The organism is Micromonospora sp. DT43, from assembly GCF_049841645.1.
Classification (GTDB): Bacteria; Actinomycetota; Actinomycetes; order Mycobacteriales; family Micromonosporaceae; genus Micromonospora.
This window is the reverse complement of the sequence record NZ_JBNCKR010000004.1, coordinates 20,414-41,610: the sequence shown is the minus strand read 5'-3', so window position 1 is coordinate 41,610 and position 21,197 is coordinate 20,414. Positions and strand designations below refer to the sequence as shown.

The window sequence follows — 21,197 nt, the reverse complement described above, 5'->3', positions numbered from 1 at the left end:
CGGGCCGGCCACGCTCACGCGGACCAGGTGCGCGTCAGACGTACGAGCCGGGCTCGCTGGGCGCCGAGACCACTCCCGGCGCGTCGCCCTCGCCTGCGGGCCGGGTGATCTGCGCGCTGACCTGGTGCGGACGCAGCTCACCGCTGGCGATCTGCTCGGCGAAGTGGCAGGCCACCCGACTGGCGCCGATCTCCCGCAGCACCGGACGTTCGTCGGAGCAGCGGGTGGGCTGCGCCCACGGGCAGCGGGTGTGGAAGCGGCAGCCGGACGGCGGGTTGGCGGGCGAGGGCAGGTCGCCGGCGAGCAGGATCCGCTCCCGCCGGTCCTCCACGTCCGGGTCCGGCACCGGAACCGCCGACATCAACGCCCGGGTGTACGGGTGCAGCGGCTCCGTGTAGAGCCGGTCGCTCGGCGCCTCCTCGACAAGCGCGCCCAGGTACATGACACCGACCGTGTCCGAGATGTGCCGAACCACCGCGAGGTCGTGCGCGATCACCAGGTAGGTGAGCCCCAGGCTGTCCTGTAGCTCGTCGAGCAGGTTGACCACCTGGGCCTGGATCGAGACGTCCAGCGCCGAGACCGGTTCGTCCGCGACGATCAGCTCGGGCCCGAGCACGAGCGCGCGGGCGATGCCGATGCGCTGCCGCTGCCCGCCGGAGAACTCGTGCGGATAGCGGGACAGCGCCCAGCGCGGCAGCCCCACCGCGTCCAGCGTCTCGCCGATGATCCGCCGCCGGTCGGTGCGGTCGGCGCCGATCCCGTGGGTCTGCATCCCCTCGGTGAGGATCGACTCGACGTTCTGCCGCGGGTCGAGACTGGACATCGGATCCTGGAAGATCATCTGCATCCGGCGGCGCATCGCGCGCAGCTTGCCCGGCGCCAGCGTCGTCAGCTCGACGCCGTCGAAGCTGACCTCCCCGGACGTCGGCGGGGTGAGCTGGAGCAGCGCCCGCCCTAGCGTGGACTTGCCACAGCCGGACTCGCCCACCAGGCCGTACGTCTTGCCGCGCGCGATGGTCAGGTCGACACCGTCGACGGCCTGCACATGGCCGACCACCCGGTCGAACAGCACTCCCCGCTTGATCGGGAAGTGCACCTTCAGATCGCGAACCTCGACGAGCGCGTCGTTGTCGCTCACGCTGGCTCCTCCTCGCGCGGGGCGGGCACGGTGCCGGGCACCGGCTCCGGGTTGACGCACCGGTAGCTACGACCGTCGTGGGCGAGCACCAGCTGCGGCGGTTCACCGACGCACTCGTCCGTCCGCCGAGCGCAGCGCGGCGCGAAGGCGCAGCCGTCCGGCCACGGCAGCAGGTCGCGGACCGAGCCGGGAATCGGGTTGAGCTTCTCGCCCCGCCCGGCGTCCAGGCGCGGCACCGAGCCGAGCAGACCCACTGTGTACGGGTGTCGCGGCGCGCGGAACAGCGGCCGACGTCGGGCGGTCTCGACCACCCGGCCGCCGTAGAGCACGTTGACTGTGTCGCACATGCCGGCGACCACCCCGAGGTCGTGGGTGATCATCAGCAACGCGGTGCCGGAGTCACGAACCAGACCCTTGAGCAGCTCCAGGATCTGGGCCTGGATGGTGACGTCCAGGGCGGTGGTGGGCTCGTCGGCGATCAGCAGCCGAGGCTGGCAGGCCACCGCCATGGCGATGAGCGCGCGCTGCCGCATTCCGCCGGAGAGCTGGTGCGGGTACTCCTTCAGCCTGCGCCTCGGGTCGGGGATGCCGACCCGGTCGAGCAGCTCGGCCGCCTCCTTGCTGGCGGCCTCGCCCTTCATCCCCCGGTGCCGGGCGAGCACCTCGGTCACCTGCAACCCGATCGGGATCACGGGGTTCAGCGAGGACAGCGGGTCCTGGAAGATCATCGCGATGTCCCGGCCGCGGATGTCACGCCGCGACCGATCGTCGAGTTGGAGCAGGTCGGTGCCGTCGAAGACGGCCTTCCCACCGACCCGCAACCCGGGCTGCTTCGGCAGCAGGCCCATGATCGCCAGTGACGTGACGCTCTTGCCGCAGCCGGACTCGCCGACCAGGCCGACCACCTCACCGGCGTCGACCGAGAAGGACACACCGTCGACCGCGTGCACGGCACGCTGGCCGCGCCGGGCGAACGTGACGGAGAGGTCGTCCACTTCGAGCAGTGCCATTTCCGGGCCTACTTCCGCAGCTTCGGGTCGAGGGCCTCACGCATCGCCTCACCGAGCAGGGTGAACCCGAGCGCGGTGATGATGATCGCGATTGCCGGGTAGATCGCCAACGACGGCCGGATGCCCAGGTACTGCTGCGCGTCGGCGAGCATCACACCCCATTCCGGTACGGCCGTGTCCGGGTTGCCCAGGCCGAGGAAGGAGAGCGCCGCGGCCTCGATGATCGCGGTAGCCAGGGTCAGGGTGGCCTGCACGATCACCGGGGCGAGCGAGTTGGGTACGACGTGGGTCAACGCGATCTTCGACTTCTTCACACCGAGCGAGGTGGCCGCCAGCACGTAGTCGCTGTTGGCCTGAGAGATCATCGAGCCGCGCAGCAGCCGGGCGAAGACCGGCACCGAAACCACGCCGACCGCGATCATCACAGTGGTCAGGCTGGCCCCGAGCAGGGCGGCGATGCTCACCGCCAGCAGCAGGCTCGGCATCGCCAGCAGCATGTCGACGAACCGCATCAGGGTGGTGTCGATCCACCGGCCCCACCGCCCGCCGAGGCCGGCCGCGGCGCCGGAGACACCACCGATCAGGGCACCGATGGCCAGACCGATGAGCGTGGAGACCACACCGACGAGCAGGGTCTGCCGGGCGCCCACGATCATCCTGCTGAACTCGTCGCGGCCCTGGTGGTCGTACCCGAACCAGTGGTCGCCGTCGACTCCGGGGATGACACCGGGCTTGATCAGCCCTTCCCGGATGCCGATCGTGTCGGTCGGCGCGTACGGCACGAGGAACGGGCCGATCACCGCGACCAGCACGAAGAGGGCCAGGATGACCGCGCCGACGATAGCGGCCGGATTGCCGCGCAGCCGGCGGAACGCCTCCTGCCAGAGACTCACCCCCCGCTCGTCGTCGCGGGCCGCCAACTCGGAGAGTCGGTCGATCTTCTCGCGCTTCTTGCCTGGGCTGAGCGTCATCGCACCCTCACCCTCGGATCGATGAAGCTGTAGGAGAGGTCGACCAGGAGGTTCACCAGCACGTACACCACCGCGATGATCAGAATGAAGCCCATCAGCACCGGATAGTCGCGCTGGCCGATCGCCTCGGCGACGAATGCTCCGATGCCGCTGAAGGCGAAGACGGTCTCGGTCAGCACGGCGCCGGAGAGCAGACCGCCGGCGAGCAGACCGATCGAGGTGGCCACCGGCAGCATCGCGTTACGCAGCACGTGCCGGCGCCGGACCGTCTGCTCGGTCAGGCCCTTGGCCTCGGCGGTACGCACGAAGTCCTCGTTGAGCACCTCGAGCACGCTCGCCCGGGTGATCCGGACGATGATCGCCAGCGGGATGCTTGCCAACGCGATGCTGGGCAGCACCAGATGCCAGAGCGCGTCGGCGGCGGCGTCCCACTCGCGGGTCATCAGCCCGTCGAGGACGAAGAAGTTGGTGATCCGGGTCGCCCCGAGGGTCGGGTCCTGTCGGCCGCTGGACGGGAACCAGTGCAGGTTCTCCGAGAAGATCGCCTTGAGGACGTAGCCCAGGAAGAAGACCGGGATGCAGATGCCGATCAGCGAGCCGCCCACGGAGGCGTGGTCGAGGAACCGGCCCCGACGGCGGGCGGCCAGGTAGCCCAGCGGAATACCCACACCGATCGCGATCACCATCGCGGTGATGGTCAGTTCGACGGTGCCGGGGAAGCGCTCGATGAACTCGGTGGTGACCGGCCTCTTGGTGGAGGTCGAGGTGCCCAGGTCGAGCTGCACCATCCGTCGGACGAAGCGGCCGTACTGCACGAGGATGGGCTCGTCGAGGCCCATGTTGTGCCGGATCGCGGCACGCATCTCGGGCGTGCCGCGCTCGCCGAGGATGGCGGTCTCGGGGCCGCCGGGCAGTCGCCGGAGCCAGATGAAGAGCAGGAGGGAGAGCCCGAACAGCGTGGGTATCAGCTGCAGCAGGCGTCTGACGATGAACCGGAACACGGCGGCCTCGAAGGGTTGCGGAGGGTTACGGGCGGGCGCTGTGTGACAGCGCCCGCCCGCGTTCCTTGCGTTGGTGCAGGACCTACTTGAACTCGGCGGTGGCGTACCGCTCGTCGGTGAGCGGGCTCGCCTTGACCCCGGTCACGTCCTTGCCGAACACGATCGCCGGCGGGGAGTGCGAGATCGGCACACCCGGCAGGAAGTCCATGATGGACTTGTTCAGGGCCTTGTACTTCTCGGTCCGGGCCGCGATGTCCGCGGTGGTGTCCGCGTCCTTGAACTGCTCGAACAGGGCCTTGTTGTTGAAGCCCCACTCGTCCTTCGGCCGGTCGAAGAAGGTGCCGATGAAGTTGTAGGCGTCGCCGTAGTCGCCGGTCCAGCCCAGGAAGTGGATGTCGTGCTTGCTGCCGGACGTGGTGGCGTTCAGGTAGTCCGGGCTCCACTTCAGCGGGATCGCCTGGACGGTGATGCCCACGGCCTTCAGGTCCGCCGACAGCAGCTCGAAGATGTCCTTCGGGTTCGGCATGTACGGCCGGGTGACCTCGGTCGGGTAGTGGAACTTCAGGGTCAGGTTCGACGCGCCGGCCTCGGCCAGCAGAGCCTTCGCCTTCGCCGGGTCGTAGGTGTACTTGGTGACGTCACCGTTCCAGCCCTCGACCGTGTCCGGCATGAAGTTGTCGGCGACCTTCGCACCCGGAGGCAGCTTCGAGTCGACGAGCTGCTGACGGTTCAACGCGTACGCGATGGCCTGCCGGACGCGGATGTCGGCGAGCTTCGGGTTGCCCTTCTGGTTGATCGCCAGGTAGAGCACGTTGAACGCCGGGCGGGTGAGGACGTTGAAGCCCTCGCCCTTCAGCGGCTCGACGTCCGCCGGGCCGACCAGGTCGTAGCCCTGGATGTCACCGGAGCGCAGCGCCTGCTTGCGGGCGTTCTCGTCGGAGATCGTCTTGAAGATCAGGGTCTTCAGCTTGGCCTTGTTGCCGGCGTAGTCGTCGTTGCGCTCAAGGGTCAGCGTCTTGTTCGCGACGTCCCAGGACTTGAACTTGAACGGGCCGGTGCCGGTCGGGTGCGCCGTGGCGTACGCCGGGTACTTGATGTCGTCCGCGGTGCCGCCGACGTTGCTGGCGTCGAACTCCTGCAGCGCCTTGGGGCTGTGGATGGAGAACGAGGGCAGCATCAGCGCGGCCGGGATCTTGCTGGAGACCCGCGTGAACGCCAGGTCGACAGTGGTCGCGTCCTTTGCGGAGCACGACTTGAAGAGGCTCGGCGGCAGGTCCGCGTTCTCGTTCTTCGCGAAGCCACCCATGACGTCCTGCCAGTACGCGGTGACGTCCGGGCTCTGCATGAGGCCCTTGGCGTTGTACCAGCGGTCGAAGTTGGCGCAGACCGCCTCGGCGTTGAAGTCGGTGCCGTCGTGGAACTTCACGCCGGAGCGGAGCTTGAACGTCCAGGTGGTGCCGGCGGCGTCCGGGGTCCAGGACTCGGCCAGGCCGGGGGTGACCTTCGTGCCACCCTCCTCCGGTCGGACCAGGGTCTCGAAGACCTGGCGCGCCACACGCAGCGACTCACCGTCGCTCGCGAAGCTCGGGTCGAGCACCTTCGGGTCTCCGGCGACGCCGAAGACGAGGGTGTCCTTCTTGCTACCGCCGGATTTGTCGTCGCGGTTGCTCTCGGCGCAGCCTGCTACCGCGAGGGCCGCGACCGCGACGGCCGCGATGGCGACCTTCGGCCTGGGTGCACGCATGTGTGCTTCACCTCGTCCTTGGGGGTACGGACAACGTGGTGACAGGGGTCACCGATGGCCGTGACCATAGCTCTCGTTGTGTCCACCCGGAAACCGCCGAGTGGACTGTTGGTATCGGATCGTGCCTCAATCGCTGCTTGACAAACGATTCGAAGGTGAAACGGGCCCGCGACCGTACATTCCGCACCCGCGATGCCAAACTGTTACGTCGAACCGCCCCAATGAGGGACCTGGTGTCAGATCATTTCCGGGCAGGGACGCAGCGATGGCCGGCACCCGGATCGGGTGCCAGCCATCGGCCGTACGCTGCGGGGCTCAGACGGCGCGGCGCCCCTCGAAGGCCCGGCCCAGCGTGATCTCGTCGGCGTACTCCAGATCGCCGCCGACCGGCAGCCCACTGGCCAGCCGGGTCACCGCGATCCCCATCGGCTTCACCATCAGCGCCAGATAGGTGGCGGTCGCCTCGCCCTCGGTGTTCGGATCGGTGGCCAGGATCAACTCCCGGACCGCGCCGCCGCTCAACCGGGTCATCAGCTCCCGGATGCGCAGGTTGTCGGGGCCGATCCCCTCCAGCGGATTGATCGCGCCGCCGAGCACGTGGTAGCGACCGCGGAACTCACCTGTCCGCTCGATGGCCACCACGTCCTTGGGCTCCTCCACCACGCACAGCACCTCGTCGGTGCGGCGCTGGTCGCGGCAGATCCGGCACTGCTCGGACTCGGCCACGTTGTAACAGGTCGTGCAGAAGCGCACCAGCTCCTTGACCTTGCGCAGCGCGCCGGCCAGCCGGGTGACGTCGGCCGGGTCGGCCGACAGGACGTGGAACGCGATCCGCTGGGCGCTCTTCGGGCCCACGCCCGGCAGTCGCCCCAACTCGTCGATCAGGTCCTGGATGGCGCCCTCGTACATCTGCCGGCTCAGAAACCGGGCAGGCCGAGGCCGCCCATGCCGCCGGCGACCGGACCCATCTTGCGCTCGGTCAACTCGCGCGCGGCCTCGGCGGCGTTGTGCATGGCCGCGACCACCAGGTCCTCAAGCGTCTCCACGTCGTCCGGGTCGACGGCCTTCGGGTCGATCTTGATGGTCTTCAGCTCACCGGAGCCGGAGACCGTCGCGGTGACCAGCCCTCCGCCGGCGGTGCCGGTCAGCTCGGCCTCGGCCAGCTCGGCCTGGGCGGCGGCGATCTGCTGCTGCATCTTCTGCGCCTGCTTCAGCATCTGCTGCATGTTCGGCTGTCCACCTGGGCGCACGGATGGCTCCTTCTCGCACTCGTCTGCTCGGCCGCCGACCAGCCTAACCGCTGGGACCGACCCCTTCCCGCCCGGTGCGTCCGCCCCGCCGAGCCTTGCCGACGCCTGGATGCGGGCCGGGAATGACGCGGCTCACAGCCGGTCGTACTGCTCGCGCACCAGCGACTCGACGACGGGCACGGTGTCCGACGAGCCGCCGACCGCGCTGCCGACCACGACGACCGCGTCCCGGCTGGCGAGGGCCCACACGCCGGGCCGCTCGGTAGCGACGAAGACCGTCGCCCCCGCGACGGTACGGCTACCACTACCCCGAACCGGCCATCTGCGGGTAGTGCGCCGGGTGCCACCGCACTGGTCTGCTCGACGGCATGAACCTCAACCGCACGGGCCGGGCCGGCGCGCTGTGCTGGGTGGTCGCCGCACCGATCTTCCTCGTCGCCAGCCTGGTCACCGGCCTGCGTTGGCGCCAGCCGGCCTACAGCTGGGCCACCCACAACATCAGCGACCTCGGCAACGTCCACTGCGGCATCTGGGACACCACCAGACCTCGCTACGTCTGCTCACCCTGGCACCCGTTGATGAACGCCGCGATGCTGACCACCGCCGTACTGCTCGCCGCCGGGCTCCTGCTGACCTGGCGGTCACTCGGTCGCGGTGGGCTGGTGCGCTCCGCGCAGACGCTGCTGCTGCTGGCGGCCGGCGGGTACGCCCTGGCGGCCCGCTACCCGGCCGACGTCGACGAGAACCTGCACGTCCTCGGCGCATTCCTGATCATGGGATTGGGCAACGTCGGGCTGCTCCTCGCCGGCTTCGCGCCGAACACCACGGTGCTCGGCCGCTGGCGAGCGCTCACGCTTGCCGCCGGGCTGACCGCGCTGGCGGGAACCGTACTGTTCTTCGCCCAGGAGGGCTTCGGGATCGGCGTCGGCGGCATGGAACGCATAGCGGTGCTGCCCTTTCCGGTGTGGGCCTGCTGCCTGGGCGCCCTGCTCGCCGAAACCCCGGCCGACCGGCCGGCACATGGCCGCTCGGCCGCAGCGACCTAGCGTGGCGGCGCGGCAGCGGCACGGGCACGGGCACGGGGACGGGGACGGGGACGGGCACGGGCACGGGCACGGGCACGGGCACGGGGATCGTTGGCGGCTCAGCGGGGCGGTGCTCGGCGTGTCGAGTCGCTCAACTGCCAACGATCAAGGGCCTAGCGGGCGTCGACCTCGTCGATCTTCTCGGCGCCGAAGGTTTCCCGAAGCAGCCGTACCGCCTGCTCCTCGCTCGACTCCCGGGCGGTCTTCTCGTCGATGACCTCGTCCAACGGTTCGTCACCCGGGTCGAACCCCTCGTAGGCCGGTGCCGCCGCCGGCGCCGCGCCCCCCGGCCGCCTACCGCGCTGCGGGCCGTCGAAGTCCGGGTCGTAGGGAGGCTCGCCGGCCCACTCGGCGTCCGCGACGGGCCGGACTGCCGACGCGGTACGCGGACCGCGCCCCGCCGCCGCCGCACGGGCCGCGGCGATGGCGCTGCTCACCGGGGCGCCACCGGCTGCCGCCGGCTGCCGGACCACAGCAGTCGGGCTGGCCGCCCCCGCGCCCGGCCTACCGGTCGTCGAACCTGTGCCACCTGGATTGCCGCCGTTTGAGCCGTTCGCCGCACCCGGGCCGGCACCGTTCGCGCTGGCCGACGCGGGTGCCGAGCCGGAATCGCCCGGGACACCGTCGGCCGTGGCTGCGCCGCCAGGTCGGGCGGCTTCCGGCCAGTCCTCGTCATCGGTGGCCGGGGCCGGGGTGTTGCCGCCGGGACGGGCCGCCTCCGGCCAGTCATCCTCATCGGCAGCCGCCTCGGCGGGCTGCCCGCCGCCCTGGCTACCCACACCGTGACCGGTGGACCCGCCCGCACCGACACCGCCCCGCGAACCCGGGCCGGCAGTACCCGTCGAATTCGCTGCGGTGAAGGGTGCGTTCGGGCCGGCGGCAGTGGGCGCGTTGGTCGAGACGTGCGTGTTCGTCGCGGGCGCGGCGTGCGCATTCGACGCGGCGGCACTCGGGGCGGCAGCGTGCGCATTCGACGCGGCGGCACTCGGCGCGGCAGCGTGCGCATTCGACGCGCCAGCACTCGGCGCGGCAGCGTGCGCGTTCGACGCGGCGTCCGGGCCGGCACTCGGCGCAGCGGCATGGCCGTTCGCCGGACCAGCACTCGGCGCGGCAGCGTGCGCGTTCGACACGGGCGGAGCGCTCGCCGGAGCGGCGGCGGGTGCGTTCGGCGGCCCGGCCGGGCGGGGCGGCGCGGCTGGCTGGGAGCGCGGCGGGCCGGACAGCGACACGCCACCCCGCTCGCCGGCCACCTCGCAGCGGATCTGCCAGCGCCCGCCCAACTCCTCGTAGAGCGCGTCGGTGAGCACCGCCGCGTGATCGGCCATCATCTTCGCCAGCACGGTGGACTTGACCGTCAGCACCAGCATGTCGCCGTCGAGTTCCCGCACCACCGCGTCACGCATGAGGGCGGCGATCCGCTTGTTGGTCCGGTTGACCTTGCCGACCACGTCGGGCCAGGCACGGCGGACCGCGACCGCGTCCAGTGCGGCCGCCGGCGCGCCAGGGCGGGGCGGCACGGGTGTCGCCGGGTCGGGCAGTACGGCCGACGGCGGCACCACGCGACGCGGGGCCGGCGAGCCGGTGTCCGCTCCGGCGGGCGAGACGGGCGCGGCCCGGTCAACGGACGTCGGCGCGGGGACGGCCGACGCACCGGGTGATGCCGGAATCGGCGAGTCGGTCCCCGAGGGTGCGTACGAGGCCGGTGCACCGGGTGCGCGAACGTCCGAGCCCACAACGCCCGAACCGGCAGCACCCGAGCCGGCAGCGCCCGAACCGGCAGCACCCGAGCCGACAGCGCCCGGCCCGGCAGCGCCCGAACCCGCAGCGGCTGCGGTCCGCGTGCCCGGTGTCGGGGACGCGGACGGGTCGACGTCCCACGGCGGTGCGGAGGTCGGGGCGTTGGCGGGTGCCGGGGTGGCGGCAGCCGGGACCGGAGGGGCGTGCTGTGGGCGTACTTCCTGGTGGGCCGCTGCCGCGGAGCCGGCGGCGGCCGACGGCGCGTCGGTGCCGCTCAGGGTGAGCCGGCGTTCCATCCGTTCGAGGCGTTGGAGCAGGCCGCCGGTGGAGTCGTCCGCGCCGGGCAGCAGCATCCGGGCGCAGATCAGCTCCAGCAGCAGCCGGGGCGCGGTGGTGCCGCGCATCTCGACCAGCCCGTTGTGCACGATGTCGGCGCAGCGGGACAGCGTGGCCGAGCCGAGCTGCGCAGCCTGGGCGGCCATCCGCTCGAGCTGGTCGGCGGGGCCGTCGATCAGGCCCTTCGCGGCGGCGTCCGGCACCTGCTGCAGGACGATCAGGTCGCGGAACCGCTCCAGCAGGTCGGAGGCGAACCGGCGCATGTCGTGCCCGGCCTCGGCGACCCGGTCGACGGTGGCGTACGCGGCCGCGCCGTCACCGGCGGCCAGCGCGTCGCACATCTCGTCGATCAGCGCCGAGTCGGTGACCCCGAGCAGCGCGACGGCCCGGGCGTAGCCGACCCCCTCCGGGCCGGCGCCGGCGATGAGCTGGTCGAGTACGGAGAGGCTGTCCCGCATGCTGCCGCCACCGGCGCGCACCACAAGCGGAAAGACCGCCGGCTCGACTGTGACTCCCTCCGCCTGGCAGAGCTGCTCCAGATAGGGGCGCACCACCTTCGGCGGAAACAGTCGGAACGGGTAGTGGTGGGTCCGCGACCGGATCGTGCCGAGGACCTTCTCCGGCTCGGTGGTGGCGAAGATGAACTTGACGTACTCCGGGGGCTCCTCGACGAGCTTGAGCAGGGCGTTGAAGCCCTGGGTCGAGACCATGTGCGCCTCGTCGATGATGTAGATCTTGAAGCGGCTGCTGGCCGGCGCGAAGAAGGCACGCTCGCGCAGCTCGCGGGCATCGTCGACACCGCCGTGGCTGGCCGCGTCGATCTCGATCACGTCGATGGAGCCGGTGCCGTCGGTGGCCAGCGAGCGGCACGACTCACACTTGCCGCACGGCTCGGGGGTGGGGCCCTGCTCACAGTTGAGCGAGCGGGCCATGATCCGGGCGCTTGTCGTCTTGCCGCAGCCGCGGGGGCCGGAGAAGAGGTAGGCGTGGTTGAGCCGCCCGCTGCGCAGCGCCTGCGACAGCGGCTCGGTGACGTGCTCCTGCCCGATGACCTCGGCGAAGGTACGTGGCCGGTACTTGCGGTAGAGCGCCAGCGTCACTCGTCCCGCCTCCTCTCGACCGAGCCATTCTGCGCCGGTCGGGCGCGGGTGACCACCCACCCCGCCGGGGCGCCTAGGCCTTCGGGCTTGATCGACTCGGCTTCCTGGAAATCGGGGTGTCCGCATGCCCGGGATGCCCCGACATCAAGGATGTCGAGTGGATCAACCGGCCCACAGACAAAAAGGCCTCCCGTGCACCCGGCAGAGCTCGCTTATCCTTGCTGCCTTCCGGCCCTGGGGAGGTTCACGAGATACCGCCGCACGGGAGGTGACGCCAACCCTACCCGACCGCCCGTCGATCTTCAGGGGGTGGTGGGGTGGCCCGGCCGGCGAGGGCCTGTATCCTGGCTCGCGGAGGATTCGCCTAGAGGCCTAGGGCGCACGCTTGGAAAGCGTGTTGGGTTTACACCCTCACGAGTTCGAATCTCGTATCCTCCGCTCGCTTGAGCAGGCAAAACGACAGGGCCGGCCCCATGGGGACCGGCCCTGAGCCGTCTGCGGAGACCTCGACCGAATATCGGTCGGCCCGGGTCCACGCCTGTGGTCTCATCGACGGCGTGGCATGGGAGTGGGACGAGACGTTGTTCGCGGGCACCGCGCGTCACTACAGCGCGGGCCGGCTGCCCTATCCGCCCGAACTCGCCGACGTGATCCGTACGGCGCTCGACCTCGACGGCACCGGTCGCCTCCTGGACGTCGGTTGTGGGCCCGGGTCGTTGACGCTGCTGCTCGCGCCGCTGTTCGAGGCGGCGGTGGGGGTCGACCCCGACCGGGGCATGCTCGCCGAGGCGCAACGCCGAGCCGATGCGGCCGGGACCACCACCGTCGAGTGGCGGTGCCTGCGAGCCGAGGCCCTGCCGGCCGATCTGGGTACGTTCCGGGTCGCCACGTTCGCGCAGTCGTTCCACTGGATGGATCGGCCACTCGTGGCCCGGCGGGTCCGCGACATGCTCACGCCCGACGGGGCCTGGGTCCACGTCGGCGCCACCACCCATCAGGGCGTGCCCGGCGATGACCCGCTGCCGTACCCCCGGCCGCCGTGGCCGGAGATCAACGAGCTGGTCGCGCGCTACCTGGGGCCGGTCCGCCGGGCCGGTCAGGGATCGCTGCCCTCGGGCACTCCGAGCGGCGAGGGCGAGATCATGCTGGCGGCGGGCTTCACCGGCCCCACCCGGGTCACCGTCGAGCAGGGCATGGTCGTGGAACGGTCGGTGGACGAGATCGTCTCGGCGGTGTTCTCGCTGTCCAGTTCGGCGCCGCACCTGTTCGCCGACCGGCTCGCCGCCTTCGAGGCGGACCTACGGGAGCTGTTGACGGCGGCGGCGCGGGACGGCCGCTTCGCAGAGCGGCGACAGGACGTGGGCGTCGTCATCTGGCGACCCTGACAAGGCGCCACCGAATCGTCGACGACCCCGGACGCGCCCCGGCCGGACCTCAGCCTCGGGCGCGGGCCCAGGAGAGGAAGCGTTCGGTGAGCCGGGCCGGGTCGACGTCTCGGAGGTGTTCACCGGCTTCGGCCTGGAGCGTCGCCAGGTAGACGGTCAACGCCAGCCGGTCCTGCCGGTACTCCCCGAGCAGCCGTAACTTCGCCGCCGAGCAGGGCCAGGCGATGCCGCACGCCGTGCAGCGCCAGGTGGGACGGGTGGGCAGGTGGTTCCGATTGCGGCGGGGCATGGCGGGCCTCCTTCGCTGTGGAAGGGGCCGCCCCGCCTCCCCATCGGGGCGGCCCCTGACTGACGTCGGCCGCCGGGCTCTCGCGCCTCCACCGGCCTCGCCGTCTTCTGTGGACCACCCTTGGGTGCGTAACCAGACAAGTACACCCCGTAGCTATATGGTTTCCAGATATTCGAGACATCCGATGGAGGAGCCATGAACGACGCGCTGCGGGTGGCGCTCAACGACACCGGGCACACCACCGAATCCCTCGCCGAGACCGTCGGTGTCGACCCGAAGACCGTGGCGCGCTGGTTGACCGAGGGACGCATTCCGCATCCTCGGCACCGGTTCGCGGCAGCGGAAGCCCTCCACAAGGACGTGTCGGACATCTGGCCGGACACTTCAAGACGTCGTGACCCCATCTGGTTTCGCCCGTGGCAGGAAATCGAGCGCGAGGCGGTGTCGCTGCGCTGGTTCGAGTCCACGGTCCTGCCGGGTTTGCTCCAGACCGAGGCATACGCCCGCGCGGTGCTCGGCGGCGCGGGCCTGATCCCCCGCGGCGAGATCGAGCGGCACCTCGCGGTGCGGCTCAACCGGCAGGGCGTGCTCAAACGCGACGACCCGCCGCAGTTCACGGCCGTCATCGACGAGGCGATCCTGCACCGGCCGGTGGGCGGCCGGGCGACCATGCGCGAGCAGCTGCTGGCCGTGGTCGCGGCGTGCGCGGAGCCGCACATCCGGGTGCACGTGGTGCCCAGCGCGGTCGGCGCGTACGCCGGCCTCAACGGGCCGTTCGTGATCGCGCACAGTCACGACCACCGGGTCGCCGGTTACCTCGACAACCAGCTCCAGGGGCAAGTGGCTAGCGACCCGGACGACGTCGCGACCATAATGGCGGCATGGGAGAACGTGCGCGGCGAGGCGCTGTCGCACTGGCAGTCGGTCGATCTGATAACGGAAGTGGCGGAGACATGGAGCTGAACGGCGCCCGGTGGCGTAAGAGCAGCCGCAGCAGCGGCAACGGCGGCGCGTGTGTCGAGGTCGCCGACAACCTGCCCGGCGTGATCGGCGTACGGGATTCCAAGGACCCGGGCGGGCCGGCCCTCACCTTCGGGCCGACGGCCTGGCGCGCGTTCGTCACCCAGCTCCCCCACCGCGCCTGACGGCCCACCGCCGTAGGCCACGGCCGGCGGCGGTGTCAGCGGAGGGAATCGTCGAGCAGGGCGAGGAAGGCTTGGTACGCCTCGGCCGCCCGGTCGTGCTCGCCGGTTGCCCGACCGTCGAGCAGAAGCCCGCGCACCACCCCGAGGACCAGCGTGGCCAACACGTCCGGCTGGGCGTGGTCGTCGGCGCGCAGTCCGGCGGCGATAGTCGGCAGCCAGTCGTGCACCGCCATCGTCGGGAAGTCGGGCCACGGTGTCTCGCTCGGCGGCAGGTCGTGCACGACGCTGAACAGGCGTACGTAGCGGTGGGCCGCCGGGCCGGAGAGCGTCGTCCAAGCCGCGGCGAGGGTGTCGACGTACCGGGTGTCGGGGCGGTGGCGCAGCGCCTCGTCGAAGAGCGCCCGCTGCCGTCGCCGGGCCTCAACCAGCGCAGCCCGGACCAGCCGGTCCTTGGTGGCGAAGTGGTAGATCAACATGCGCGGGCTGACCCCGAGCGCCGCCGCGACAGGCGTCAGCGAGGTGACCGGGAGGCCGTGCTCCAACAGGTGGTCGACGCAACCGTCGAGCAGTCTGTCGCGGATCTCCGGCTGCGGTCGACGTCCCACACCGCCACTTTTTCACGTAACGATCGATACGTCTAACCTCGATCGCGGGGCGACCCGCCGAGGGTTCGCCGGATGGGAGACGGTGATGACTGTGGTCTTCGTACACGGCGCCTGCGTCCGCGACGGGGAGTGGTGGTGGTCGCGGGTCGCCGCCGCTCTGCACGCCGACGGCCTGGACAGCGTCGCGGTCCGGCTGCCGAGCTGCGGCGAGGTGCCCGGGGTGGCTCCCGACTTCGCGGCGGACGTCGCGGAGACCCGCCGGGTGCTGCGCGAGGTCGGGCCGGCGGTGCTTGTCGGGCACTCCTACGGCGGCGTGGTAGCCACCGAGGCCGCCGTCGGTGGCAGCGAGGCCGTCGGGGACGTGCGTCATCTGGTGTACGTCAGCTCGTTCCTGCCGGACGTCGGCCAGTCCCTGGCCGATCTCGGCCCGGGTGAGCCGGCCCCCCACCTGGACTTCTCGCCTGACGGCACGTTCGGTGTACGGCGCGAGTCGTTGCGCGACCTGTTCCTGTACGACTGCGACGAGCAGGCGGCCGAGGGCGCCGTCGCCCGGCTGACCCGCCAGCCGGCCGCGGTGCTCACCGCCCCGGTCCAGCATGCCGGCTGGCGGCACCGACCATCGACGGCGATCGTCTGCGCCGGGGATCGTGCCACCCCACCCGCGCTGCAACGTGCTCAGGCCGCTCGCGCCACCCGCGTCGTCGAACTGCCCACCGGCCACCACCCGATGCTCTCGCACCCGCACCTGCTCGCCGCCGCCCTGCGCGACGTGGCGCTGAAACCAGATCAGCCGTAACGACGGCGACGGCGGCAGGCACGGCACCGGTAGCGTGCCAGGGACCGGCGGACCGCGAACCCGTCGTACACATGTTCCATCCACAGGCTGTGGACAGCGGAGGGCTCGATGGGTTACCAGCTCAGCGCGGTGGTCGCGGACGCCGACCTGCTCCGCGAGCAGACCGCCGGGCTGGATCACGCGGTCCTCGGCGAGCTGCGGCAGGACTTCGCCCTGCTGCCGATCACCCCGCAGTTGGTGCTGGAGCTGACCGGGTCGCTGCCGGACTACGCGACGGACGACCGTAGCGCCGCCCGTCCGTTCGACCTGGTGCTGTCGCCCGCGCTGGTCGAGCCGCTGGCGCGCTGGTCGCGCTCGGGGCCGGTGGCGTACGTGGAGGCCGAGTTCGGCGGTGGCGTCGGCCACCAGTCGGCGGTGGTGTGGCTGGGCGGCGCGCTGTCCTGGGGTCCGCGCTTCGACGACGTCCTCGACGCGCCACGGGAGGAGTGGCCGATCAACGCGGCGCTGGTCCGGCTCGGTGTCGAACGCGGCGCGTGGATCGACCCGTTCGCCGAGGTGGGCCTGCACCTGGAGCGCAACACCGACGGGTGGCTGGCGCACGGGCGGCGTCGGCTCAGCGCCGACTACTGGGACGAGCTTGTCGAACAGTGGGAAAACCAGTAATCCGGCGATGGGCAGCAACCTGAGCGGCCCCGTCCCGTTGGGGACTGGGGGATTCCATGAAATTGCGACAATTCGCGTTTATTGCCATGCTGCTGACTGCTGCCTCGATCGCGGGCAGCGGTACGACGCCGCCCGGCCCGATGCCGCCGAACCGGCCCGCCGGCAACGTCGAGGTCATCGACCTGCACGGCCTGCGGAACATCGAGTTCGGCGACACCGAGGCCGAACTGACCCGCCGGGGCGTCCTGCGTACCGACCTGGACGCCTGCGGACCGATGCTCACCGGCCACGACACGGTCAGCCCGGTCTTCGTCGAGGACAGACTGGTGCTGCTCTGGGTCGGCGACCCGATGCGGACACCGGAGGGCATCACGGCCGGCTCACCGATCGACGAGGTCTGGGCCCGTTACCCGTCGGTCACGCGGCTCCCGGCTCCACAGGGGACGCACCGGCTCGACGGGCTACTCGCCCGCAGCGGCGACCGCGCGTACCTCTTCCTGCACGACGGACGCACGGTCCGAAAAACCATCGCGGGGTACGCCGACTGGGCCCGCCGGCTCTTCGACGAGGGCGCCGGGCCCTGCTGAACAAGTGCGTCCCCGGTCCAGTCGACAAGCTGATTGTCCGGGATCGGCCGTCATGAAATTATCCTCTCGCTCGCGCAGATCGCGCGACCAACACGGGGGGACATCGTGCGTACAACCGTGCCCGATCCATTGTGGAGACACCTCGCAAGATGGGCCGCTGTGGCGGCCCTGGGCCTCACGGGGGCGGGCCTGCTGGCCGGCCCCGCCACCGCCGCCCCGACTGCCGATCCGTCGCCGCGACCGACACTGACGACCGAGCGGCCGCGCCCCGCCACCGCGCCATCTGCGGCGGTGCCCGTCACCCCTGCGGCCCCCGCCCCGAGCAGGGCCACCGAGCCCCAGGCCAAGGTCGGCAGCACGTCCGCCACCTGCGGCGGCGAACTGCCACTGGGCCCGGTCAAGAATTGCGCGTCGATCACGGGCACGGCAAAAAACACCTGGACGGTCACGTCGACAGTCGACCAGGACACCCTGTTCGTGCGGCTCCGACAGGTCTCGGGTGATGGCGTCAGCGCAACGGTCAAGGGCCCGGATGGCAGTAATGTCTGCTACGTCAGCTCGTACCTGACGGACTGCAAGCTGGGTGCCGCGGGCGTCTACACCGTCACCGTCGCGCTCTACTACGGCACCGGCAAGGGCGCCTACTCACTGTCGGCAGAGTCGATGCGGGCGCCCTCCACCTGCGTCAATCTGCCCGCGAGCTTCTTCTCCTTCGCCTCCACCGGTCGCAGCGGCACCTTGCCCGCCGGCCTTGCCGCCCGCTGCTTCACCTTCAAGCAGCCCACCGGCAGTGTCCTGCACCTGGCCGACCCGGGCGGCGCCGAGGACATCCAGGGCAACATCCTGGACGGGCAGTTCCAGCCGATCTGCGCGGTGCGCTACCCCACTGAGTGCACGCTCAGCGGGCCCGGACCGTACCGGCTCTTCCTGGGCGAAATGTATGGCAGCAAGGCCGCGTACACCCTCAAGATGCCCCGGATCTCGCAGTCGGTCGGCTGCCCGGCCCTGCCCCTGGCCGCCTTCGGTGACCCGGGCGCCGCTGTCGGGACCGGCACCGTTCCTCCCTATCAGGGGATCAGCTGCCAGTCGCTGCGGGTCACCACCCCCGGCCGCCTGATCGTCCGCATCAACCAGTTCGCGGACCAGTACCTCTACTGGCAGTTGTACGACAACGCGGGCCAGGTGGTGTGCTCGGAGTACGACTCCTGGCGCTCCTGCGCGGCACCGGCGGCTGGCGCCTACACGCTTGTGGCGCAGAACGGCGGCTGGGAACCGGTCACCTACCAGGTGGCGGTGGCCCGCCTCGACCAGGCCGACGGTTGCGCCGCCCCCACCGGGCTCAACTGGGACCAGCCGGCCCTGACGGTGCACCAGACCTCGACGGTGCAGACCAACTGCCAGCCGTTCCACGGCGAGGCCGGGGAGCGCGTCATGGTCTACCGTGCCCCGGACCGGTACAACGACGTTTTCGCCTGGATCGTCGACGAGCAGGGTGCCGTGCTGTGCACCGACTGGACGGAGGAGGACGGGTGCGTCCTGCCCTCCACCGGGACCTACCGCGTCGTCTCCTACCTGCGAAACTGGGCCGCCGACAGCGAGGACCTCACGTACAAGGTTCAGGTCCGTCGACTCTCCGACGCGGTCGGCTGCCCGACCATCACCCCGGGCACGTACAACTCGGCACCGGCCGGTGCCCTCGGTGGCATCCGCTGCCGGACCCTGGACCTCCCCAGCGCCGGCACGTACCGGGTCACGGCGGTGAGCGCGGAGAACTACCGGTCGTACGCCACCGTCTACGACTCCGCCGGCCTGAAGGTCTGCACCGATACCTGGTGCAAGATCCCCGCGGCCGGGAAGTACACGATGGTCCTCAGCGGAGGCGCGCCCAACGAGGTGATCGACACCGACTTCCTCTACGCCGTCGCGCTGCTGCCGTGGAAGCCGTCGGACTGCACGCCGGTGTCCGACACCGGCTGGCAGGATGCCCCGCACCGGGGCAGCTTCGAGGCGGCCGGGCAGCACAACTGCCTACAGCTGCCCAGCCCGACGGGGGCTCACGTCGCCGAGTTGCTGCCCGGGGACGTGACCGCCGAGACCTCACCGGAGATCATCGTGGTGAACGCCGCGGGCGATCAGGTGTGCGACTACTCCTCGCTGCGTCAGTACAGCTGCGAGCTGACCGGCGAGGCGCCCTTCTCCGTGCTGCTCACCGCGGATGAGGGGTTCCCCACCGCCTCGTACGCCGTGGGCTTCGCCCGGGTCGACGGGCCGCCGGCCTGCCCGGTCCTGCCCGGGGACGCGGCCGGCGCCACGGCGACCACCGGGGCGGACCACTTCGCGGTCTGCTACACGGTTCCGGCCGACCAGCACGCCAGCCGGGAGAGCTTCACCTGGACGCGTACCGCAGGCGCCGGTGACGCCCGTCTGTCGGTCTTCGACAGCCAGGGCATCCGGTACTGCGGTCCCACGGGCCCGGCCATCGAACGGACCGTCACCTGCACCCTGCCCGCCGGTGCGGTCACGGTGATCCTGGAGACGGATGCCGTCGACGCCTCGTACCGGTTGACGCACCGGGACGGCAACGCCCCGACCGCGTGACGGGTGGCGGGCCGGCCCTCCACAAGGTTGGAGGGCCGGCCCGCCGGTCACGCACCGCGCTCAGCCGCGCAGCGACCGCCAGAAGTCGTACGAGTGTGTCGCCGCGAAGTCCGTCGTGCCCGATCCGCCGTCACCGGCCAGGACCCGCACGTACGGGGCGTGCTCGCGCAGGCGGGGCCACCCGGGTTCGGGCGGCCGGTGCTCAGACGGACTCGGCGACCTGCTCGGGGGACCGCGCTCCGGACACGGCGGCGAAGCCGGCGAGCGCGATCTCCGCCGTCTGACGCAGAGCCTCCCGGGCGACCCCGGCGGCGGCGTGGATCGCCTGCCCCTCGGTCACGCTCATGACGAAGCGGGCGAGCGCGGCCGGGTCGGCGTCGGCGGGTAGGTCGCCTTCGGCCACCGCGCGGGTGAACCGGTCGGCGAGGGCGTGCTCGCCGGCCAGGCGGCTGGTGGCGAGGAACCCGGCCACCGCCGCGTTGTCGCTGGAGCAGGCGGTGCCGCCCTGGATCGACAGGCAGCCGGCCGGGCGGTCGGGTCGGGTCACTGCGAGCACGTTCTCGCGCAGCAGAGTGGCGACGACCTCGTACGCGGTGGGTTGGGCGAAAGCGCGCCGCGCGTACTCCATGTCCTGTTCGGCGTAGCGGGCCACGGCCTTGCGGAACAGCTCCTCCTTGCTGCCGAAGGCGGCGTAGAGGCTCGGCTTGTTGATGCCCATGGCGGCGGTGAGATCGCTCATCGAGGCGCCCTCGTACCCCTGACGCCAGAACACCTCCAACGCGCGCTCCAGCGCCTCGTCGGCGTCGAAGCCGCGTGGTCGCCCTCGTTGTGGCACGGCCCACCACCTCCCTCAACTCATCCTACCCACGATGGAAACCGATCGGTACAGAAATTTGTCGGCACCGGCCGTAGTTGCTACGGTCAGTTGCATACCGCTCGGTACAGAATTTGCGAAGGAGATTCATCGTGGGACAGCTCGACGGCAAGACCGCCCTCGTCACCGGCGGCACCACGGGCATCGGCCTGGCCACCGCCCGCCGCTTCGCCGCCGAAGGCGCGTACGTCTTCGTCACCGGCCGCCGCAAGGGCCCGCTGGATGAGGCCGTGGCCAGCATCGGCGCCAACGTCACAGGCATCGTCGGCGATGTCGGCAAGCACGACGACCTGGACCGGATCATGCAGGCGATCGAGGCCCGGGGCGCGGGGCTGGACGTGCTGTTCGCCAATGCCGGCGGCGGCGAGTTCAGCCCGCTCGACTCGATCACGGTCGAGCACGTCGCCAACACCTTCGACACCAACATCTACGGCACCATCTTCACCGTGCAGAAGGCCCTGCCCCTGCTCAACGAGGGCGCCTCGATCGTGCTGACCGGCTCGACCGCTGCCAGCAACGGCACCCCGGCGTTCAGCGTCTACGCCGCCTCCAAGGCCGCCATCCGCTCGTTCGGCCGCACCTGGGCCGCCGAGCTGGTCGGCCGGAAGATCCGGGTCAACACCCTGGTCCCCGGCCCGACCGAGACCCCTGGGCTCGCGGGCCTGGCGTCCAGCCCCGAGGAGGCCCCCGGCCTGCTCAAGGGCATCGCGTCCAACGTGCCCATGGGCCGGATGGCCCACCCGGACGAGATCGCCAACGCCGCGCTCTTCCTCGCCTCCGACCAGAGCAGCTTCATGACCGGCAGCGAGCTGTTCGCCGACGGCGGCGAGCAGCAGCTCTGACGCGGAAACGCCCGGTCGATCCTCGCGGATCGACCGGGCGT

Annotated in this window: 20 protein-coding genes, 1 tRNA gene and 1 other RNA gene; 10 read left to right on the top strand and 12 right to left on the bottom strand. The window is 71.1% G+C overall.

The annotated features are described in order from the left end of the window. Nucleotides 1-34: 34 nt before the first annotated feature. The 7 genes from ACLQ26_RS11715 to ACLQ26_RS11685 all read right to left on the bottom strand — a co-directional run bounded on the left by ACLQ26_RS11715 (nucleotide 35) and on the right by ACLQ26_RS11685 (nucleotide 7,090). On the bottom strand, nucleotides 35-1,138 hold the full coding sequence (locus ACLQ26_RS11715; protein ID WP_425744440.1) for an ABC transporter ATP-binding protein: 1,104 nt from the start codon (nucleotides 1,136-1,138) through the stop codon (nucleotides 35-37). Then, nucleotides 1,135-2,148 carry an ABC transporter ATP-binding protein gene (locus ACLQ26_RS11710; protein WP_425744439.1) on the bottom strand — a complete coding sequence of 338 codons (1,014 nt, stop codon included), beginning with the start codon at nucleotides 2,146-2,148 and terminating at the stop codon, nucleotides 1,135-1,137. Before ACLQ26_RS11710 ends, ACLQ26_RS11715 begins: the two co-directional genes overlap by 4 nt. 8 nt (nucleotides 2,149-2,156) lie before the next feature. Continuing rightward, nucleotides 2,157-3,119: an ABC transporter permease gene (locus ACLQ26_RS11705; RefSeq protein WP_363686715.1), complete on the bottom strand. Its 963-nt coding sequence runs from the start codon at nucleotides 3,117-3,119 to the stop codon at nucleotides 2,157-2,159. Then, nucleotides 3,116-4,120 carry an ABC transporter permease gene (locus ACLQ26_RS11700; RefSeq protein ID WP_355238747.1) on the bottom strand — a complete coding sequence of 335 codons (1,005 nt, stop codon included), beginning with the start codon at nucleotides 4,118-4,120 and terminating at the stop codon, nucleotides 3,116-3,118. The genes ACLQ26_RS11705 and ACLQ26_RS11700 overlap by 4 nt, the downstream gene beginning before the upstream one ends. An 82-nt stretch (nucleotides 4,121-4,202) precedes the next feature. Next, a complete protein-coding gene (locus ACLQ26_RS11695) occupies nucleotides 4,203-5,864 on the bottom strand; it encodes an ABC transporter substrate-binding protein (RefSeq protein ID WP_425744438.1) in 1,662 nt (553 codons plus the stop codon). Nucleotides 5,865-6,179: 315 nt separating this feature from the next. Next, nucleotides 6,180-6,773 carry a recombination mediator RecR gene (gene recR, locus ACLQ26_RS11690; RefSeq protein WP_007466277.1) on the bottom strand — a complete coding sequence of 198 codons (594 nt, stop codon included), beginning with the start codon at nucleotides 6,771-6,773 and terminating at the stop codon, nucleotides 6,180-6,182. A gap of 8 nt (nucleotides 6,774-6,781) precedes the next feature. Next, nucleotides 6,782-7,090 (bottom strand): YbaB/EbfC family nucleoid-associated protein, encoded by a 309-nt coding sequence (locus ACLQ26_RS11685; RefSeq protein WP_425744801.1) that lies wholly within the window; start codon nucleotides 7,088-7,090, stop codon nucleotides 6,782-6,784. A gap of 392 nt (nucleotides 7,091-7,482) precedes the next feature. On the opposite strand from ACLQ26_RS11685, the gene ACLQ26_RS11680 reads away from it, so the two are divergent. Then, nucleotides 7,483-8,160 carry a DUF998 domain-containing protein gene (locus ACLQ26_RS11680; RefSeq protein WP_425744437.1) on the top strand — a complete coding sequence of 226 codons (678 nt, stop codon included), beginning with the start codon at nucleotides 7,483-7,485 and terminating at the stop codon, nucleotides 8,158-8,160. 152 nt (nucleotides 8,161-8,312) lie between these two features. Here the strand turns inward: ACLQ26_RS11680 and ACLQ26_RS11675 are convergent, their stop codons facing one another. Beyond that, entirely contained in the window at nucleotides 8,313-11,372 is a 3,060-nt protein-coding gene (locus ACLQ26_RS11675) for a DNA polymerase III subunit gamma and tau (protein WP_425744436.1), read from the bottom strand. Between the two features lie 181 nt (nucleotides 11,373-11,553). After that, nucleotides 11,554-11,643, bottom strand: an RNA gene (gene ffs / locus ACLQ26_RS11670) — signal recognition particle sRNA small type. 82 nt (nucleotides 11,644-11,725) lie between these two features. Here ffs and ACLQ26_RS11665 point away from each other — a divergent pair. Further along, nucleotides 11,726-11,810 (top strand) — tRNA-Ser (locus ACLQ26_RS11665). 119 nt (nucleotides 11,811-11,929) lie between these two features. Beyond that, on the top strand, nucleotides 11,930-12,757 hold the full coding sequence (locus tag ACLQ26_RS11660) for a class I SAM-dependent methyltransferase (protein WP_425744435.1): 828 nt from the start codon (nucleotides 11,930-11,932) through the stop codon (nucleotides 12,755-12,757). A gap of 49 nt (nucleotides 12,758-12,806) precedes the next feature. Here the strand turns inward: ACLQ26_RS11660 and ACLQ26_RS11655 are convergent, their stop codons facing one another. Beyond that, on the bottom strand, nucleotides 12,807-13,046 hold the full coding sequence (locus ACLQ26_RS11655) for a flavin reductase (RefSeq protein WP_425744434.1): 240 nt from the start codon (nucleotides 13,044-13,046) through the stop codon (nucleotides 12,807-12,809). A 195-nt stretch (nucleotides 13,047-13,241) separates the two neighbouring features. On the opposite strand from ACLQ26_RS11655, the gene ACLQ26_RS11650 reads away from it, so the two are divergent. Together ACLQ26_RS11650 and ACLQ26_RS11645 are read left to right on the top strand one after the other, a co-directional pair. Continuing rightward, a complete protein-coding gene (locus ACLQ26_RS11650) occupies nucleotides 13,242-14,009 on the top strand; it encodes a helix-turn-helix domain-containing protein (protein ID WP_425744433.1) in 768 nt (255 codons plus the stop codon). Continuing rightward, a complete protein-coding gene (locus ACLQ26_RS11645) occupies nucleotides 14,000-14,191 on the top strand; it encodes a DUF397 domain-containing protein (protein ID WP_425744432.1) in 192 nt (63 codons plus the stop codon). The genes ACLQ26_RS11650 and ACLQ26_RS11645 overlap by 10 nt, the downstream gene beginning before the upstream one ends. A gap of 35 nt (nucleotides 14,192-14,226) precedes the next feature. Here the strand turns inward: ACLQ26_RS11645 and ACLQ26_RS11640 are convergent, their stop codons facing one another. Then, entirely contained in the window at nucleotides 14,227-14,796 is a 570-nt protein-coding gene (locus ACLQ26_RS11640; protein WP_425744431.1) for a TetR/AcrR family transcriptional regulator, read from the bottom strand. Nucleotides 14,797-14,881: 85 nt separating this feature from the next. Between ACLQ26_RS11640 and ACLQ26_RS11635 the strand changes: the two genes are divergently transcribed. From ACLQ26_RS11635 to ACLQ26_RS11620, 4 genes are all read left to right on the top strand, one after another. Then, complete coding sequence (locus ACLQ26_RS11635; protein WP_425744430.1) at nucleotides 14,882-15,592, top strand: alpha/beta hydrolase; 711 nt, start codon at nucleotides 14,882-14,884, stop codon at nucleotides 15,590-15,592. 108 nt (nucleotides 15,593-15,700) lie between these two features. Next, complete coding sequence (locus ACLQ26_RS11630) at nucleotides 15,701-16,255, top strand: hypothetical protein (RefSeq protein ID WP_425744429.1); 555 nt, start codon at nucleotides 15,701-15,703, stop codon at nucleotides 16,253-16,255. 92 nt (nucleotides 16,256-16,347) lie between these two features. After that, complete coding sequence (locus tag ACLQ26_RS11625) at nucleotides 16,348-16,842, top strand: hypothetical protein (RefSeq protein ID WP_425744800.1); 495 nt, start codon at nucleotides 16,348-16,350, stop codon at nucleotides 16,840-16,842. 159 nt (nucleotides 16,843-17,001) lie between these two features. Next, nucleotides 17,002-19,440, top strand: a complete 2,439-nt coding sequence (locus ACLQ26_RS11620) for a hypothetical protein (RefSeq protein ID WP_425744428.1) — start codon at nucleotides 17,002-17,004, stop codon at nucleotides 19,438-19,440. A gap of 202 nt (nucleotides 19,441-19,642) precedes the next feature. Here the strand turns inward: ACLQ26_RS11620 and ACLQ26_RS11615 are convergent, their stop codons facing one another. Further along, the gene (locus tag ACLQ26_RS11615; RefSeq protein WP_425744427.1) at nucleotides 19,643-20,275 is read right to left on the bottom strand and encodes a TetR/AcrR family transcriptional regulator; all 633 of its coding nucleotides are present in this window, start codon (nucleotides 20,273-20,275) and stop codon (nucleotides 19,643-19,645) included. A gap of 131 nt (nucleotides 20,276-20,406) precedes the next feature. On the opposite strand from ACLQ26_RS11615, the gene ACLQ26_RS11610 reads away from it, so the two are divergent. After that, nucleotides 20,407-21,156, top strand: a complete 750-nt coding sequence (locus tag ACLQ26_RS11610) for an SDR family oxidoreductase (RefSeq protein WP_425744426.1) — start codon at nucleotides 20,407-20,409, stop codon at nucleotides 21,154-21,156. Nucleotides 21,157-21,197: the final 41 nt, after the last annotated feature.